Origin of the sequence: Wolbachia endosymbiont (group A) of Rhinocyllus conicus, assembly GCF_947250775.1 — a bacterium.
In the GTDB taxonomy this organism is placed as follows: Bacteria; Pseudomonadota; Alphaproteobacteria; order Rickettsiales; family Anaplasmataceae; genus Wolbachia.
Genome location: NZ_OX366349.1, coordinates 611407 through 628233, shown reverse-complemented (window position 1 = coordinate 628233; position 16827 = coordinate 611407). Strand labels below are relative to the sequence as shown.

The 16827-nt window shown below is 36.2% G+C and carries 12 protein-coding genes; 8 read left to right on the top strand and 4 right to left on the bottom strand.

Going from position 1 to position 16827, the window contains the following annotated elements:
• Positions 1 to 224: 224 nt before the first annotated feature.
• Together OOK92_RS03175 and OOK92_RS03170 are read left to right on the top strand one after the other, a co-directional pair.
• Positions 225 to 1301, top strand: a complete 1077-nt coding sequence (locus OOK92_RS03175; RefSeq protein WP_264736230.1) for a methyltransferase domain-containing protein — start codon at positions 225 to 227, stop codon at positions 1299 to 1301.
• A 58-nt stretch (positions 1302 to 1359) separates the two neighbouring features.
• Positions 1360 to 3144 (top strand): ribonucleoside-diphosphate reductase subunit alpha, encoded by a 1785-nt coding sequence (locus OOK92_RS03170; protein ID WP_264736229.1) that lies wholly within the window; start codon positions 1360 to 1362, stop codon positions 3142 to 3144.
• Between the two features lie 653 nt (positions 3145 to 3797).
• Here OOK92_RS03170 and OOK92_RS03165 read toward each other — a convergent pair.
• Both OOK92_RS03165 and OOK92_RS03160 read right to left on the bottom strand, forming a co-directional pair.
• Positions 3798 to 4754, bottom strand: coding sequence for an IS5 family transposase (locus OOK92_RS03165; protein ID WP_264735368.1), 957 nt, complete (start codon positions 4752 to 4754; stop codon positions 3798 to 3800).
• 24 nt (positions 4755 to 4778) lie between these two features.
• A complete protein-coding gene (locus OOK92_RS03160; protein ID WP_264736228.1) occupies positions 4779 to 5012 on the bottom strand; it encodes a hypothetical protein in 234 nt (77 codons plus the stop codon).
• Between the two features lie 99 nt (positions 5013 to 5111).
• On the opposite strand from OOK92_RS03160, the gene OOK92_RS03155 reads away from it, so the two are divergent.
• On the top strand, positions 5112 to 5258 hold the full coding sequence (locus tag OOK92_RS03155) for a hypothetical protein (RefSeq protein ID WP_264736226.1): 147 nt from the start codon (positions 5112 to 5114) through the stop codon (positions 5256 to 5258).
• Entirely contained in the window at positions 5255 to 5386 is a 132-nt protein-coding gene (locus OOK92_RS03150; protein WP_264736225.1) for a hypothetical protein, read from the top strand. The genes OOK92_RS03155 and OOK92_RS03150 overlap by 4 nt, the downstream gene beginning before the upstream one ends.
• Before the next feature lie 229 nt (positions 5387 to 5615).
• Here the strand turns inward: OOK92_RS03150 and OOK92_RS03145 are convergent, their stop codons facing one another.
• Positions 5616 to 8462 carry a WPE palindromic element domain-containing protein gene (locus tag OOK92_RS03145; protein ID WP_264736223.1) on the bottom strand — a complete coding sequence of 949 codons (2847 nt, stop codon included), beginning with the start codon at positions 8460 to 8462 and terminating at the stop codon, positions 5616 to 5618.
• Between the two features lie 107 nt (positions 8463 to 8569).
• On the opposite strand from OOK92_RS03145, the gene OOK92_RS03140 reads away from it, so the two are divergent.
• A complete protein-coding gene (locus OOK92_RS03140; protein WP_264736222.1) occupies positions 8570 to 11686 on the top strand; it encodes an AIR synthase-related protein in 3117 nt (1038 codons plus the stop codon).
• A gap of 101 nt (positions 11687 to 11787) precedes the next feature.
• On the opposite strand, the gene OOK92_RS03135 is transcribed toward OOK92_RS03140, so the two are convergent.
• Complete coding sequence (locus OOK92_RS03135; protein ID WP_264736221.1) at positions 11788 to 12189, bottom strand: hypothetical protein; 402 nt, start codon at positions 12187 to 12189, stop codon at positions 11788 to 11790.
• Positions 12190 to 12403: 214 nt separating this feature from the next.
• Here OOK92_RS03135 and OOK92_RS03130 point away from each other — a divergent pair, with 214 nt between their 5' ends.
• From OOK92_RS03130 to OOK92_RS03120, 3 genes are all read left to right on the top strand, one after another.
• Positions 12404 to 12916 (top strand): hypothetical protein, encoded by a 513-nt coding sequence (locus OOK92_RS03130; protein WP_253309619.1) that lies wholly within the window; start codon positions 12404 to 12406, stop codon positions 12914 to 12916.
• A gap of 300 nt (positions 12917 to 13216) precedes the next feature.
• Positions 13217 to 16012: an excinuclease ABC subunit UvrA gene (gene uvrA / locus OOK92_RS03125; RefSeq protein ID WP_264736220.1), complete on the top strand. Its 2796-nt coding sequence runs from the start codon at positions 13217 to 13219 to the stop codon at positions 16010 to 16012.
• Positions 16013 to 16066: 54 nt separating this feature from the next.
• The gene (locus OOK92_RS03120; RefSeq protein WP_264736219.1) at positions 16067 to 16714 is read left to right on the top strand and encodes a hypothetical protein; all 648 of its coding nucleotides are present in this window, start codon (positions 16067 to 16069) and stop codon (positions 16712 to 16714) included.
• Positions 16715 to 16827: the final 113 nt, after the last annotated feature.

Below are 16827 nucleotides of genomic sequence, written 5' to 3'. Positions count from 1 at the left end.
TTATATTATAACCTAATAAATAATATGTCAACGCCTTTTTGCACAAAACATTTACTTATATTATCAACAACAATATACTAGCAATCCTAAACAGTACAATCTGAGAAATATGCGGTAAACTTATATATACAGTAAAAATTAATAAAAAAGATATTTTGTAAGATAAAATGTGTTAAAATCAATTGCCTAAAAATGATAATGAACATTCGGAGTATTTCTCATGTATGAAAAGTAATCTCTCTTTTATAAAAAACGTTGCTTTAAATTGTATGTCTAAGCTCATTGGTGTATTAAATATTAAGAAAGTAAAACACTTCATTGTGAATAAATATAATACTCTTCATAAAGAAATGACAGTGCTTCTTAAAAAATCTAAGAACCTGTTAAATACCAACATTGAAATCGGTTTATATCACTTTTATAAAGGTAGCATATCAGATGCAAAGTTACGATTTTGGTTAATTAGCATATTTTACCCCCATTTACCCATAGTCTGGTATAACATCGGAAGGTGTCATTTTGCGGTAGGGAATACTAATAAAGCTTATAATTATTTAACACAGACACTAAAATTAGATAGTGATCACGAGGAGGCATCTTACTATATAAAAAAAATGACAAACTCAGCGCCTATTACAGAATTGCCAAAAAACCTCATAAGACAATATTTTGATTACACAGGTGAATATTTTGTTGAGCATTGGTTGATTGCTAAACAGTATAGAGGGCATGAACTTGTACACATGATAATTACAAAAATCTTCAACAACTCCACTTCTGAGCTCAATATACTTGACCTTGGTTGTGGGACTGGAATATGTGGTCATTTCTTGAAAATAAATAGTACTGGAAGCCACATAACAGGAATTGACATTTCAAGTAGAATGCTAAATATCGCAAGAGGATGCTTTATAAAAGGTAAGTCTGTTTACAATGAATTAATACATATGGAAATGAAAGAGTTTCTTAAACAAAAGAAAAACCAGCAGTATGATGTAATTATCTTTGCTGAAGTGCTACATTATCTACATGACTTTCAAGAAGAATTGGAATTAGCAAAAAGATCTACGAGCAAAAAAGGGGTTATTATATGTTTAATAAGAAGAAAGGAAGGTGAAGGTATTGACTTTGTAAACAAAGGAGACTATTTTCGTCACTCAGAAAGTTATGTTCAACATGTTGCAAAAAAAATAAATATGCAGATAAGTTATATGAGTTACTGTAAAATATATGGCAGTCAGGTTGACGGTATCTTGTTTGCATTACAGCATCAACAAGAAAATCCGAAAAACCTAACTTAAAAATCGCTCAAAGTGGCTTTTAAGTATCTATATATAATAAAAGGATAAAAGGAATTTTATGAATAACATTACTATTAATTACGCAAAGGATAGCAAATTAACCGATTTTGGAAAAGCAGTTCTATCAGACAGGTATTTAATAGAAAATGAAAGTTACCAAGACCTCTTTGCACGTATTGCTAATTACTATTCTGATAACAAAGAACATGCGCAGCGTCTTTATGACTACATGAGCAACTTGTGGTTCATGCCTTCAACACCAATACTCAGCAATGGTGGCACCAAGAGAGGGTTGCCTATCTCTTGCTTTCTTAATGAAACCGAAGACAGCTTGCAGGGAATAGTTGACTTATGGAATGAAAATGTTTGGCTTGCTGCACGTGGAGGAGGCATAGGTAGTTATTGGGGAAATTTACGTTCAATTGGTGAAAGTGTAAAAGGTAGTGGTAAAACATCAGGAATTGTACCATTTATTGTGGTACAAAACGCTCTAACGCTTGCAATTAGTCAGGGATCCTTAAGGCGAGGAAGTTCAGCAGTTTATCTTCCTGTATCTCATCCGGAAATAGAAGAGTTTCTGGATTTACGCAAGCCAACAGGCGGTGACCCAAATCGCAAAGCGTTAAATATACATCATGCTGTAATAGTAACAGACAAATTTATGCAAGCTGTTGAGAATGATCAAGAATGGAATTTAATAAGCCCTCACAACAACAAGGTTATTTCAACCGTAAAAGCACGCGACATATGGGTCAAAATATTAACAGCAAGAGTTGAAACTGGAGAACCTTACATTATTTTCCTTGATGCAACAAATAACAATAAGCCAGAATCTTACAAAAAGCTCAACTTAGACATCAAGATGTCAAATCTATGCAGTGAAATAACTTTAACTACAGGTTATGATCACCTGAATAAGTCACGCACTGCTGTGTGTTGTCTATCATCCGTAAACCTTGAGTACTACGAAGAATGGAAAGACAATAAACTCTTCATAGAAGATATAATGCGCTTTCTTGATAATGTATTGGAAGATTTCATAAATAAAGCACCGAATGAAATGCAGCGAGCAAAATATTCTGCAGCCAGAGAACGCAGTATTGGTCTTGGTGTGATGGGTTTTCATTCATTTTTACAAAGCAAAATGGTTCCTTTTGAATCAGTAATAGCACAACAATGGAATAAAAAAATATTTAAGTATTTACGTGAGCAAGCAGATATAGTTTCTAAAAAATTAGCAGAGGAAAAGGGGGCATGTCCTGATGCCAAAGAAGTTGATCTAATGGAAAGGTTTACACACAAGCTCGCTATTGCTCCAACTGCCTCAATCTCCATTATTGCAGGCAATACCTCTCCTGGAATAGAGCCATATGCAGCAAACGTATTCATACAAAAGACACTGACAGGCTCATTTGTAGTGCGAAATAAATTCTTGCAAAAACTATTAGCAGAAAAAAATCAAGACAATGATAAAATATGGTCTTCAATTTCGACAAACGAGGGTTCCGTTCAGCATTTAGATTTTCTTAGTGAGCATGAAAAATTGACATTTAAAACAGCGTACGAGCTTGATCAAAGATGGATTATAGAACATGCAAGTGATAGAACTCCGTATGTTTGTCAGTCTCAATCAGTCAATCTGTTCTTGCCTGCCAACATACACAAACGTTACTTGCATAAAATACACATGCTTGCCTGGAAAAAAGGATTGAAGAGCTTATATTACTGCAGATCACAATCAATGCAGAGAGCTGACAAGGTTTCGCATGACATATTCAAAAAAAGTGAAATATTGCAACACAAAACAGATATTGACTACGATGAATGTTTGTCATGCCAATAGTGACCTTATTCAAAAAAAGTAGAGAGAAAGTTAAGCAAATGGGTAAGGAAATATAATAGACTTCTTGCATAACCATATAACATTGGGAATAGAAACGAAAAAACTTCCTTGACAAACTCCGCCAGCCCTCTTATCATGGTACCGAAGGTATTCAGTTATCTTCATCTGTGCAGATTAAACAGCAAGAAAACAACGTAGTTGGCGTCTTATTTTTAATTTTTTGCACTATGTGCACCTTATGTCTTCACAACATTTCTGGGTTTTTACCTATATAAGCTGAAACGCGCTTATAAGTCGTTTAAGACAGTATAGTACGCCAATTTGCAGGATTAGAGAGTGACAACTAGCTAACACGGGGTTTCTTTTGCCTTTTTTTCTGCTTAGTAAATTTCTTAAACATTTAAACTAAGGTGAGTTGCATTTAAAAGCAGCTAAATTGCAGTGTTTAAGACTTTAAAAAACGCCAATACTGAAAATAGACAATGACTAGGGCTTCTTTTGCCTTTTTTTTCATTTGGTAAATTTCTTAATGTTTATAGCTAAAAGAGCCCAAGAGAGGTGTCATTCCAGTGCCCCTGTGATGTCATTCCAGTGCTTGACACTGGAATGGCTTTGTTGCATAGCACCTTAAGCAGTGATGGTTTACGACAAATTTATGTAATGATTTCAAATTTAGCCATACCAATATCAGTGAATTTGTTGAGCAAATAGCACTTAATTAGTAATTCTTTTTCACGATTTACTTCAGATTTATTCCTAAAGCTAAATCCAAATACTTGCTTCAACCTTGAGAAAAATCCTTCTATGTAAGATCTCTTTCCATAAATTGCTTCCTTTTTCCACTCTTTTACACCATCTTGTCCATATAATTTTATTAACCTAATAGCAGCATTCCTGTCAGACATATAATCTATTTTTGAATGTTCTGCTGCATCCTTTTTTGGTAGAACTTTTGTCTTTATATCGTATTTCTTACACAATTTATAAAGTTTGTGCCTATCGTATGCCCTATCTGCATATAATGCTTTTATTTTGTGCTGAAAATTAACTTCTTCAAGCAAATCGCAAGCTCCATAGTGGTCAGAGTAGACGCCATTACTGTATCTTGCAGCTATAGCTTTTTTACTATTCACACTTAACATAACATGTAACTTTCTTACTTGCTCGTAGCTTCGGTACTTTCTATCTGCACTGTTTTCCTTACTGTGGCCAGGAGTGTTACTGTAAATGCTGATACTTGTGCTATCTATGATAATTTCAATATTTTCCATGTTGCTTTTATCAACCCTGCAATCATTTATCTTAATATTAAGTTTTTTAAACCTTCTTGATGCTTGTGAATAGCTGATAACTGCCAAATTTTTTCCTATTTGTTGCAGATATCCTTTTATAAACCCCACCGTTTGTCTTAACCCAATTCTAAAAAGATTGACAATTATATGCACCAAAATTACGACTTTATCACTGTAAATATAGTTGCCGCCCTGCATTTTTGGACTATTTTCATACCAATTTTCGATAGCTTCATCGATGTAACGAAAAATATTTCCCCTTTTTTCAAGGAATTTGTTATATTCGTTTTGGTTACTGACTTTCATTTTCTGTGGCATATTTTTTCTTCAACAGTTAAATGGTTATTTATAATGAATTTTGTCAGTAGCCACCAGATTTTTTCGGTTGCTATGCAACAAAGCCCACTGGAATCCAGTTTTCCATATAATCTCATCGAAAACGTTGTAACCACTTTCTATGCTAGTTTTCTTGTTTACAAGCAAACTTTCCTGGATCCCAGTGTCTGGGCACTGGGATGACACCATTCTTTTTCCTGGATTCCAAACTGGGATGACAGCTAGCCTGACAATCGTCATCCCGCTACGTGTTAGCGGGATCTAGAGATACTGTGACGGTATGACGTAGGACTGCTGTCATCCCGCTACTTGTTAGCGGCTAAGAGATACCGCGGCGGTATGACGGTTCGTGGCGGCATGATGAGAAGCTCGTCATCCCGCTACTTGTTAGCGGCTAAGAGATATCGCGGCGGTATGACGGTTCGCGGTGGCATCTCGTCATCCCGCTACTTGTTAGCGGGATCTAGAGATACCGCGGCGGTATGACGGTTCGTGGCGGCATGATGAGAAGCTCGTCATCCCGCTGCTTGTTAGCGGCTGAGATACCGCGGCGGTATGACGGTTCGCGGCAGCATGACGACAAATTCGTCATCCCGCTACTTGTTAGCGGCTGAGATACCGCGGCGGTATGACGGTTCGTGGCGGCATCTCGTCATCCCGCTACATGTTAGCGGCTGAGATACCGTGACGGTATGACGGTTCGCGGCGGCATGACGTAGGACTGCTGTCATGCAAGTAGCTGACACTGGGATGACAAAAAAAGGAGCACTGAGATGACACCTCTGGGCACTGGGATGACACCATTATAGAGTGAACCAGTGTCAGCTACTTACATGACACCATTTACAACCACTCCCCTACCCTTTCTAGCTGTTTATAGCTGTTAAATCTCAGGAATTTATCAAAATATGGAGAGGCAATAAAGGGTGTGGAATTACTTAAATAATTAGATAAAAAACCAGGCAGATCATTTTTTAATTCTTGCATTTTGTATCTATAATTTTGTATAGAAATAACTTTTATTTTATCATAATCAAGTTTCCAATAAGCAAGTTCTGAAACTTCTCTTTTTGTTATATGTTCTACCGCTAAGGCTTGCAAAATTAACTGTGGAAAAAACCCCGACATCACTTCTTCGTTGGAAGGTGGTGAACCAAGTTTATAGTCTATAATTGCTACTTGCCTACTTGGTAGATACTCAACTCTATCACATCTTGCTGTCAGTAAAATTTCTTGTGGCCTATTTGTCATCCCAGCAGTTTCATACTGATCACAAGAACCAGCGTCACGCGCTGGAATATGAAATATCGGACAGGAAAAGCTCTTTTCTAGCTCAATATGGTTGCTTCGAGTCTCATCAAATTCGACAAAAGATTGAATTATCTTTTGTAGTCTTACCCACCACATATTTGAAAAATTAAACTGACTAGTCGAGAATGCTTTTCGTGCAATGCTCATTGGCGACTTTTTGTTGCGTAAATATCTTGCAAGAATGTTGTGCACCATAGTGCCAAATTCCAATATCGATGGCTTAAAATTCAAGTCTCTTAATTGTTTAAGGCCCAGTATATATTCAACGTAAAATGAATAAGGATTACGAATTAGCTTTTCTATTGCACTGCAAGACATCACCTGCATTTTTTCTTTTCTAACTTCGGTTTGAGGTTTTGGCATAGGCTGAGCACATGGAACAGTACATTCAGGCATATTTAATATCCTCAGCCAATCGCGATACGGCTGTTTCCCCTCCTTGAGCAGAATTTCCAAACGCTGCAATAGAATTGGTTTTCTATGGCTTAGCGATCTTGTAATATAAACCTTACTTGCACAAAACAAATTGTGTAAAGTATAAAAAAAATACCCCTGCTCTTCTTGCGCAGAAGGAAGGTTAAATTTTTCTCTCGTAAGTGCATTCAAAAGCGGACTTTGAAAGCTTGGCGCTTCATTAAATCCAGCGAGTATTACAACTTTGTTGTGATATAAGCTGAATTTATTCAAGTCATTTGCTACAGAGAAAAACTCTTTCTCTAAAAATAAGGTCAGAATTTGGCTATATAACTCTAAGGAGCACTTAATTTCTATACCCTCACATGCATTCAAGAAATTACAGGTGAAATTACCTATTTCACTATTTAGCTCTGAAAAATTTATACCAGATAGCACATTAATACACTGCAAATGAGTTACCACCACATCAGAAATAGGGCAATTTATAGAGTTAAGTAAAAGATTAAGTATAGCCTCCAACCTATTGATAATAAGCAATATATCCTCTTTATGTTTTAGCTTTTTATAGGTATTAATAGCATCTATAATATCTTTAAGGCCATTTGTACTAAAGTTGCGTAATATCTCTATTTCAAATTCAGATAAAATCTGAGAGTACTCTTCTTGAGTGTAATCAAAAGTCACTAGCCTATGTTTAAGGAGCGAAAGTAATGACACACTGCTCCAATTTGAGGTCAAAACTTCGATACTATAAAGTAGGAGTGTTATATAAGGATAATTTTCCGGTATGGCACTGTGTTGCCTTGATAAACATGCTATACGAGCTGCAAGTAATTTATCAAAGACAACCAAAGAAACGTTTTCATAACCTTCATTCTCTATAATTAATGATGTCACTTGTGCTTCTTCCTCTCTGGAATCACAAGTGATGACTTCAATATTGCCAATATGTCCATTACTAACTTTGCTTAGATCGGCAGTTGTATCAAAAATGTAATCTAGATATTCCTCAGGACTTCCTGTTATCCCAGCCCTTTGATTTTTGGTGTATGAACATTGCAATTTGCAGGTAATTTGAGTAGTAGATGGTGTCATTCCAGTGCTTGACACTGGAATCCAGTTTCTATTGCACAGCCACCTGGTGCGCTCATTTAAAGTTAAGTTTTCTGGATCCCAGTGTCTGGGCACTGGAGAACACGCTTCTGGCAGAAAACTAACATCCCTTCTATCCACTTTTAAATAATCGAGTAGATCTTTCAGGCAATATTGATAATGTTTTTTATCAAGTGATTGCCAATCTTTCTCTTTAATTTTCAAATTCAGATTAGGCAAAATTATTTTTCCAAACGGCAGGTCATATATAGCCTTAATTAACGACTTATCCTTTCCAATTCCAACAAAGATTATATGTTGGTCTTTTTGTAAAGAGATTATCATATTGTTTATGTAATCACTCTTATGTTCTAATATATCTACTACTCCTAAATCTTTTAAAATTTTATTCCAACTCTCAATGAGTAAGCTTATGAAATTCTCTATTTTTTTTGAATGTTCATCGAATTGATAACAATCCGTTGTTTGGGTAGATTGAATTTTATCAAGCAATGATGGCAGGCTATAAGCTAAATCAATGGGGAAATTATCATTATTTTTTCTATTCCACTCCAATATGAATTGAATGAGTAGCAGCGTCCTCTTTGTTGGATTGATAACTTTAACTCTATCAAGATTTAATATTAAATCCTCCTCATCGATGTTCTCTAGCGAAACTATCTCTGGCAAAATTATGCATTTTTTAGCGTTATAATTCTTGAACGCACTCAGCAGCGCTATTACATCCCTTTTGCAGGGAAGTATGATCTTTATCTCGGGAATTTTTTCTCTTTCATATTCAGAAAATATGTGCTGAACCAATACATTGAAAAAGGACTCATCCACATTAACGGTAAAAACTCTTCCCACTAACAGTAACAATTAATACAATATTTTATTATATAGAAATCACTCAAAATATAAATGTGCTCGCAGTTTCTTATGTTATTATATATTAAAGTCCTTAATAACATTACATGACAAACATTAGAATAGAAGTTTTAAATAAATGTGAACAAGTTGGCCGCAGAAGGGTAGTTAATGTTTACTTGATTTACATAAGCAAAGAATTACCATCAAAATTACATGAAGAAATTTGTGGGCTATTTTATAATAAAGTCATACAAGACTGCCGTTATTATTCCTACAATGAAAACCTTCAATATGACTTCATAGAACCACAAGCAAAGTGGGGCTTGGAAATAAGCTTTTTACCTGGCATGACTGACAATGTGGGCAACACAGCGAAACAAATTGTTAGAGAGTATTTAATTAGCAAGGGCCACATTGATGAAGGCGTTCATATCAAAGCAAGAAGTTCAAAGCTGATTTTGGGTAAAGGAAGCATGCCAACCGAAGATGATATAAAGCAAGAATTCAACCCTATCACTGAGTATTGCATTCTTGTTTATAAAGAAAACAGCAATCGCCGTTGGAAGTATTATGGTAAATCGAATGCCTCACCTGGTGTCATCCAGTACTTGGATCCAGGAAACTTCAAGCAATTGTATAATGAAAACTGGATTCCAGTGTCAAGCACTGGAATGACAGAAGGTAGGGTTGGGATGACAGAGGATAGTACTAAGTCTGTTGACCTCAATGTGAGTGACCAAGAGCTTGAAAAAATCAGCAGAGATGGAATCGATGGTAATGGCACTTTAGGGCTCTCGCTGGCAGCAATGAAAGCTATAAAGGATTACTTTAAAAAACTCGGTAGAAATCCATATGATATTGAACTTGAGTCTCTGGCACAGACTTGGTCTGAACATTGTAAACACAATATTTTTTGCTCCCCTATTGATGAAATAAAAGACGGTCTATATGCTCATTATATTAAGCGTGCAACGCGTGAGATAAATTCTGACATATGCGTGTCAGTTTTCTCCGACAACGCAGGAGGAATAATTTTTGATGACGATTACTTGATTGTAGATAAAGTTGAAACTCACAATAGCCCTTCAGCTCTTGATCCATTTGGTGGAGCAATGACCGGAGTGCTTGGAGTTAATCGTGATATAGTGGGTTTCGGGAAAGGCGCGGAGCCTATAATGAATACTTATTACTTTTGCTTTGCCAAAGAAGCAAAAGGCAAATTTTATAGGGACAAGGAGCGTACTGATGAGATTTTACCGCCAAAATATATAATGAAAGAAGTGATTCATGGCGTTAATGTTGCTGGCAACTGCTGCGGTATTCCAACACAACTTGGATCAGTATATTTTGACGATAGATTTTGTGGAAAGCCGCTGGTCTTTGTTGGAAGTGTTGGAACTATTCCGCGCAGTATAAATAATGTACCTTCACACATCAAAGGGCCTAAAAACGGCGATAAAATCGTAATTATTGGTGGAAGAGTTGGAAGAGATGGAATTCACGGTGCAACGTTTTCTTCAGAGGCTTTGTCGGGAAACAGCCCTTCAACGATTGTGCAAATTGGCGACCCCATAACACAAAAAAAACTATCCAATGCCGTCATAAAAGCAAGAGATCTTGGTCTTTATAATGCAATAACGGATAATGGAGCAGGCGGTCTATCATCGTCCATTGGTGAAATGGGAAAAGACGGATTTGAAGTTGATTTGAGCAAGGTTCTCCTTAAAAACGATGGTATGGCTCCGTGGGAAATATGGATATCAGAATCACAAGAGAGAATGACCTTAGCAGTGCCAGAAGAAAATCTTCCTATGTTTAAGCAAATCATGAAAAAACATGATGTGGAGGTTTGTGTGATTGGAGAGTTTAACGAAAGTGGTAAAGCTGTTGTTAAATGTCCTGAAGGGAAAGTAATAATGGACATCGAAACTGAATTTCTGCATGACGGTAATCCCAAAGTGCATTTACAGACAAAGCCATGGTCTAAGGAGCCTGCTGTCATTCCGGAACCCTCTCCTGTCATCCCAACACTCTTCCCTGTCATCCAAGTAGCTGACACTGGGATCCAGCAGGCTGAGCCTGCAAACATTTTATGCAAAAACCCATCCAACGGTGGAATTGAATGTGAAATGGATTCCAGTGTCAAGCACTGGAATGACACCTTTGCATTAAAAAAAATGCTGAGCAGACCAAACATATGCAGTAAAGAGTTCATAGTGGTGCAATATGACCATGAAGTTCAAGGATCGTCAGTGCTAAAACCATTGCAAGGCAAGGGAAGAGTGTGCAGTGAAGCTGTTGTCTCGAGGCCAGTCCTTTCTTCAAACAAAGGTGTTGTAAAATCGCAGGGATTTGGCTCAAGTTATGGAGAAATTGACACTTATCACATGGCAGCATGTGCGATTGACACTGCAATACGCAACTACGTAGCTGCAGGAGGAAATATAAATCATCTAGCGTTGCTCGACAATTTTTGCTGGTGCGATGCTTATAATCCAGAAAGGCTATGGCAGCTAAAGAGAGCTGCAGAGGCTTGTTACGACTTTGCAACTGCATTTAAAACGCCATTCATATCCGGAAAAGACAGTATGTTCAATGACTTCAAGGGATATGACGAAAATGGCGAGAAAGTGATAATATCTGCACCACCTTCATTACTCATTTCAGCAATTGGAGTTATAGAAAATATTGAAAATGCGGTATCGCTTGATGTGAAAATGCCAGGGGACTTGATATATGTGCTTGGTACAACCCACGATGAGCTTGGTAGATCTGAATATCAGTTATATAGTGGAATAGATAATAACAACGTGCCAAAAGTTGATGCAAAGAGCGCTAGGAAGTTATATGAGCGTTACAACCAGGCAATAAAAGATGGCATAATTGCCTCTGCAATTGCACCAAACTTAGGCGGCTTAATTATTGCTCTGGCAAAATCGCTAATTGCAGGAGACCTTGGTGCTGAAATCGATCTTTCACTAGTACCAATAGGAAAAACACAAAATACAGACATAATAAACAAGATAATAATGTTTTCTGAATCGCAAAGTAGAATTTTGGTTACTATTGCACCACAAAATCAGCAGAGGTTTGAAGAATTGTTTAAAGGCGTAGTTTATTCATATATTGGTGAAGTAACAGAGAAAAAGGTGCTAAATATAAAGGATATTATTGAAGTGAAAGTAGAGAGTTTGGCTTATAGTTATAGTTTTTACATGTAAAAGGTTCGATTAGCATCAAAAATTAAAGAATTTCTGAATCAGTTATAATCAAACCTTCTACGATATGGTCAAAAACTTAGGCTATTATATCAAGCGTATGCTTATATTAAATCCATCGAGATATCAATAAATTCCTTTAAAAAGGATCTACCATAATTATGCGAAAAAACTTGAGTAGGTTCGCTTGTTTGAGCAAACTCTAATTCAACATTTACAGTTCTACTCTGTTCGTTATACTCAGGTTCTCGTACTAAATTTAAGTGTCTAATATCTATATAATCGATATACCCAGATCCATTAAAACCCTTAGCAATATGCAACTCATATAGCCCAGTAGGCTCTTCCTGCACTCCCTGTATTTCTGGATTAATGCTTACATAGTAATTTCTTTCATGAGAATCAGGATCTAAATTTTTCTTTGAAGTTATACTATAGTGTTTATAACCTTCATGTTCATGAACTTCGTAATTGGTTACTTTTTCTAAATGTATCTTATTGTTCATAGATTCCTCTTTGTAATTTGAATAAAATAATATTCAACATGCATATAATAAAAATTTTCTTAAGTGTTAAAAACATTACAAAAGTAGATCTGAAAGATTTGGGAAATAGTTATGTCAGTTTAAAATATTTTTTTTAATTATGTTAAATAATTCTTTCACTATGTGCAATATTTACTTAAAATAAATGTATGTCATTAAATTTGGGTAGGTAGTTATGTCTATTTTACTGACACTCTTATTTATCAGTCTTTCTTTACTCAACGCTTCAAATAAATTGATGATATGTGCTGCTTTATTTATAGGAGCTGCTTTAGTTGTAAATTCAATGGTTGAATTTTATGGCAAAGAAAAAGCTACGTATAGCTTAATAGTGTGTACAGCGCTATGCTGTATTTTAAAATGGCAAAGTTTTAGTTTGATGATATTGACTTCATATGCTGCAATTTTAGTATCTCTTCTCTCAAGCATAATTGTTTTTGAAAAATTGAAGTCCAAGTTGAATTTTCATATGGCAAATTTCATTACTTTAATTATGGCATCAGTAATTGATAGTGCCGTTGTATGTGTTGGATTACTATACAAATTTTCTGCAGGTAAATGCTTAGCAATATATATTAGAGATTTAATTTTTAAGTTTTCTTATGCGTCAGTATTAAGCATCTGCTTGTTTGTAGGAATGTATTTATTTTGCTTGGCGAACAAGAAGTATTTTAAGATTTCCACATAACCTGTTTTCTGATATAGCTAAACTGACTTTGGGTCCTGGGTTGGTGGTCCTAATACGTAACAACAGTTTAGAATTTATAGGTAGTAGATTTGCCCTAAGACTCTAACACAAGTTGTACAGCCCTACGTCATACCGCCCGGTATCTCAGCATAGATTCCGCTAACAAGTAGCGGAATGACGATTTATCAAACGCTGCCTAATTTTCCGTAACAGTTGAAAAAATCAATAGAAAATCAACATATCACTGTAAATTCATGTATTTTAAGGCTATAATGGTTAAAATACGTTATATAGTATAATATGGACGATTTTATAAGAGTTAAGGGTGCAAGGGAACATAATCTGCAAGGTATAGATGTCAATATACCGAAAAATAAGCTAGTTGTTATAACTGGGCTAAGTGGTTCTGGTAAATCTAGTCTCGCATTTGATACGATTTATGCAGAAGGCCAACGCCGATACGTTGAAAGCCTATCAGCTTACGCGCGTCAATTTCTCAACATTCAGGATAAACCAGATGTTGAGTCGATTACAGGTCTTTCCCCTGCAATATCTATCAACCAGAAATCGATCTCAAAAAATCCAAGGTCAACAGTTGGAACTGTTACCGAAATTTACGATTACTTGCGCTTAGTATATGCACGAATAGGGGTTCCTTATTCACCTGCAACTGGATTACCGATAACAAAGCAAACTGTATCTCAAATTGTAGATACTATAATTGCGTTACCTTTAGAAACTAAAATATATATACTTGCCCCTGTTGTGCGTGGTAGAAAGGGAGAACATCTCAAAGAGATATTGGAAATTAAAAGACAAGGTTACGTAAGGTTCAAAATAGATGGTGAAGTGTACAATGTAGATGACTTGCCTAAACTCGATAAGAACAAGAAACACGACGTTTTTGTGGTTGCAGATAGAATATCAATATTGGGCGATATAGGAAATCGACTGCCAAGTAGTATAGAATCCGCACTAAAACTTGGTAATGGTCTAATGTATGTAGAAGTAGTAAACCTACCTGACAACCATAATTCCGAGTATAAAAATGGTCAAATTCTGACTTTTTCAGAGAATTTTGCATGCCCCGAGTCTGGTTTCACTCTTGAGGAAATAGAACCAAGATTATTTTCTTTTAACAGCCCTTACGGTGCATGTGGTTCGTGTAATGGGCTTGGTAAAAAGCTGGCTGTTGATGTAAAGCTGATAGTGCCAGATGAAACTCTTTCAATATCTGAGGGTGCTTTAAAGCCGGTAGGACCAATGTTCCGTCAAGTGCACACAAGTTATGGATTTCTAAAAAGTGCAATTCTATCACTGGCTGAAAATTGTAAATTTAGCCTTGATGTTCCGTGGAAGAACATAGATCAAGAAGTAAAAGATATGATACTCTTTGGCTCTAATAAATTTCAAGGTTTGATCAGTATCTTGGAGAACCAGATGGATTATGATGAAACGCTTGTTGAGCGATACTGCTCTGTTATTCATTGTAAGGAATGTACTGGCCATAGATTGAGAAAAGAAGCACTCACAGTGAAAATTGATAGCAGACATATAGGTGAAATATCAGGGCTCAGCATCGATAAATCCCTTAAGTGGTTTGAAAATTTGCCAGACAAGCTCACAGAACAACAGAAGCAAATCTCAAGTAAAATATTAAATGAAATAATCAAGAGGCTAGCATTTCTAAAGAATGTAGGGTTGAATTACCTAACGCTCGATCGAGAATCTAGCACTCTCTCTGGCGGTGAGAGTCAGAGGATCAGACTTGCTTCGCAAATTGGCTCTGGTTTAACAGGAGTGCTGTATGTGCTTGATGAACCCTCGATAGGCCTTCATCAATGCGATAATGATCGGTTAATTGCTACACTGAAAGACTTGAGAGACATGGGTAACACTGTAATCGTTGTTGAGCATGATGAAGATACAATAATGGCTGCTGATTATGCGATTGATATTGGTCCTGGAGCTGGCGTAAATGGTGGAAAAGTTGTTGCAGAAGGAACACCAGACCAGGTGCAAAGAAATTCAGGGAGCATAACAGGGCAATATTTGAGTGGAGAGAAAAAAATTTTAATTCCAAGGAGAAGAAAGCAAGCAACTCAGTTCATAAAAGTAATAAATGCATGTGAAAATAACTTAAAAAATGTGAACGTTAAATTTCCTATAGGGAATCTTATTTGTGTTACTGGAATATCAGGAGGGGGAAAATCAAGTTTAGTCATAGAAACGTTATATAAATATTCAGCACATAAGATATATCATTCGTCTGCACGGTATGGTCGGTGTGATAGAATAGAAGGCCTTGAATATATAGATAAAGTTATAGAAGTTGATCAGTCGCCAATTGGTAGAACTCCTGCGTCAAATCCAGCAACATATGTCGGTATGTTTACTCATATAAGAAATTGGTTTGCAGGTCTTTCGGAGTCAAAAGCAAGGGGATATAATATAGGCCGGTTTTCATTTAATACCAGAGGGGGAAGGTGTGAGGCTTGTAAAGGTGATGGGCACTTAAAGATAGAGATGCATTTTCTACCGGACGTTTATGTGAAGTGTGAGCAGTGTAAAGGGCGAAGGTATAATCGTGAAACATTGGAAGTTACTTATAAAGGAAAATCAATCTCTGATGTGCTTGATATGACGATAGATCAGGCTTGTGATTTTTTTGAAAACCTTCCAATGGTAAAAGAAAAGTTGGTTTCTTTGCAGGAAGTGGGGCTTGGCTATATAAAACTCGGACAGTCGTCAACAACGTTGTCTGGGGGTGAAGCACAACGAATAAAGCTGTCCAAAGAGCTATCAAAACGATTTACCGGAAGAACATTGTATATTCTTGATGAGCCAACAACTGGATTACACTTTGAAGATATAAATAACTTACTAAAAATACTCCATAGATTAGTCGATCTGGGAAACACTGTTGTAGTTATCGAGCACAATTTGCACGTTATAAAAACTGCAGATTATATAATAGACATCGGACCAGAGGGCGGAATAAAAGGCGGAGAAGTGATTGCTACTGGAACTCCAGAAGAAGTGGCAAAAATTCCAGAAAGTGTTACAGGCAGGTATCTTAAAACGTATTTATTATAAACTATTTCTTAATTATATTAGGCTAGGTTGCATATTTATGATTTGGAGAGGGTAATGTCAATATATCAATATTTTAAAAGTTATGCTAAACATGGAATTGTACCTGCTAAGAGAGCAGAAGATTGCACACTAGCTCCAGAAAGTAGTTTCTATAAATCTGTAAGTTATGTTGATAGTGTGTTAGGACCTGTGAAAGATGTAATTTGTGGAGCTGGAAGTAAAGACGATTATAACAAGTATTATAAAAACAATGATAAATGTGAATACGTGGGTTACAGGGCAGAGGAAGTGTTTCCACTTTGTGAACGGGGTGCTTTTCTAGCAGCTAGCATAATATTGCAACCTTTATTTTTGATGGTGGCATATTCGTCATACTTTCCAGCCAAGTTATTGTCAAAAATAACAGGGGACTATTGTTTAAAAGCAAGTACAAAATCATTAGTTGATCATTCAAATGCATTTTTAAGTGCTGGGCAAGATTGTGCTAGTGCAGTAGCTGAAGTATTTAACAAGATTGTAAGTTATTCTTGCGCTGCTATCATTTGGGCTGCCGCGTCAATGATAACGCCACTTGTGTGGGCTTGCAACAAAGTGCAAAGTAAGTTAAGTGAAATACAGGAGCCAGAAAAACATCAGCTTTTATCTAATCGGAGTGATTCGGAGACTACTTTAGTCAATGGTATACCGCAAACTGATTTATAAGTTCTGCTTTTTCAGCAGTGGCTCAGTTTGAATTACATTGAGATGAAATAAAAAGTGAAAGAGTGTAAGCACAAGTTACTTTAGCTATACTATATAAATTTTATAATATATTT

Excerpts from the sequence above, each read along its gene's own strand:
- OOK92_RS03130 (WP_253309619.1), top strand. The coding sequence starts at position 12,404 with ATGTCTATTTTACTGACACTCTTATTTATCAGTCTTTCTTTACTCAAC.
- OOK92_RS03150 (WP_264736225.1), top strand. The coding sequence starts at position 5,255 with ATGACGGTTCGTGGCGGCATGATGAGAAGCTCGTCATCCCGCTGCTTG.
- uvrA (WP_264736220.1), top strand. The coding sequence starts at position 13,217 with ATGGACGATTTTATAAGAGTTAAGGGTGCAAGGGAACATAATCTGCAA.
- OOK92_RS03140 (WP_264736222.1), top strand. The coding sequence starts at position 8,570 with ATGACAAACATTAGAATAGAAGTTTTAAATAAATGTGAACAAGTTGGC.
- OOK92_RS03155 (WP_264736226.1), top strand. The coding sequence starts at position 5,112 with ATGACGGTTCGTGGCGGCATGATGAGAAGCTCGTCATCCCGCTACTTG.
- OOK92_RS03120 (WP_264736219.1), top strand. The coding sequence starts at position 16,067 with ATGTCAATATATCAATATTTTAAAAGTTATGCTAAACATGGAATTGTA.
- OOK92_RS03160 (WP_264736228.1), bottom strand. The coding sequence starts at position 5,012 with ATGACGATTGTCAGGCTAGCTGTCATCCCAGTTTGGAATCCAGGAAAA.
- OOK92_RS03135 (WP_264736221.1), bottom strand. The coding sequence starts at position 12,189 with ATGAACAATAAGATACATTTAGAAAAAGTAACCAATTACGAAGTTCAT.
- OOK92_RS03170 (WP_264736229.1), top strand. The coding sequence starts at position 1,360 with ATGAATAACATTACTATTAATTACGCAAAGGATAGCAAATTAACCGAT.
- OOK92_RS03165 (WP_264735368.1), bottom strand. The coding sequence starts at position 4,754 with ATGCCACAGAAAATGAAAGTCAGTAACCAAAACGAATATAACAAATTC.
- OOK92_RS03175 (WP_264736230.1), top strand. The coding sequence starts at position 225 with ATGAAAAGTAATCTCTCTTTTATAAAAAACGTTGCTTTAAATTGTATG.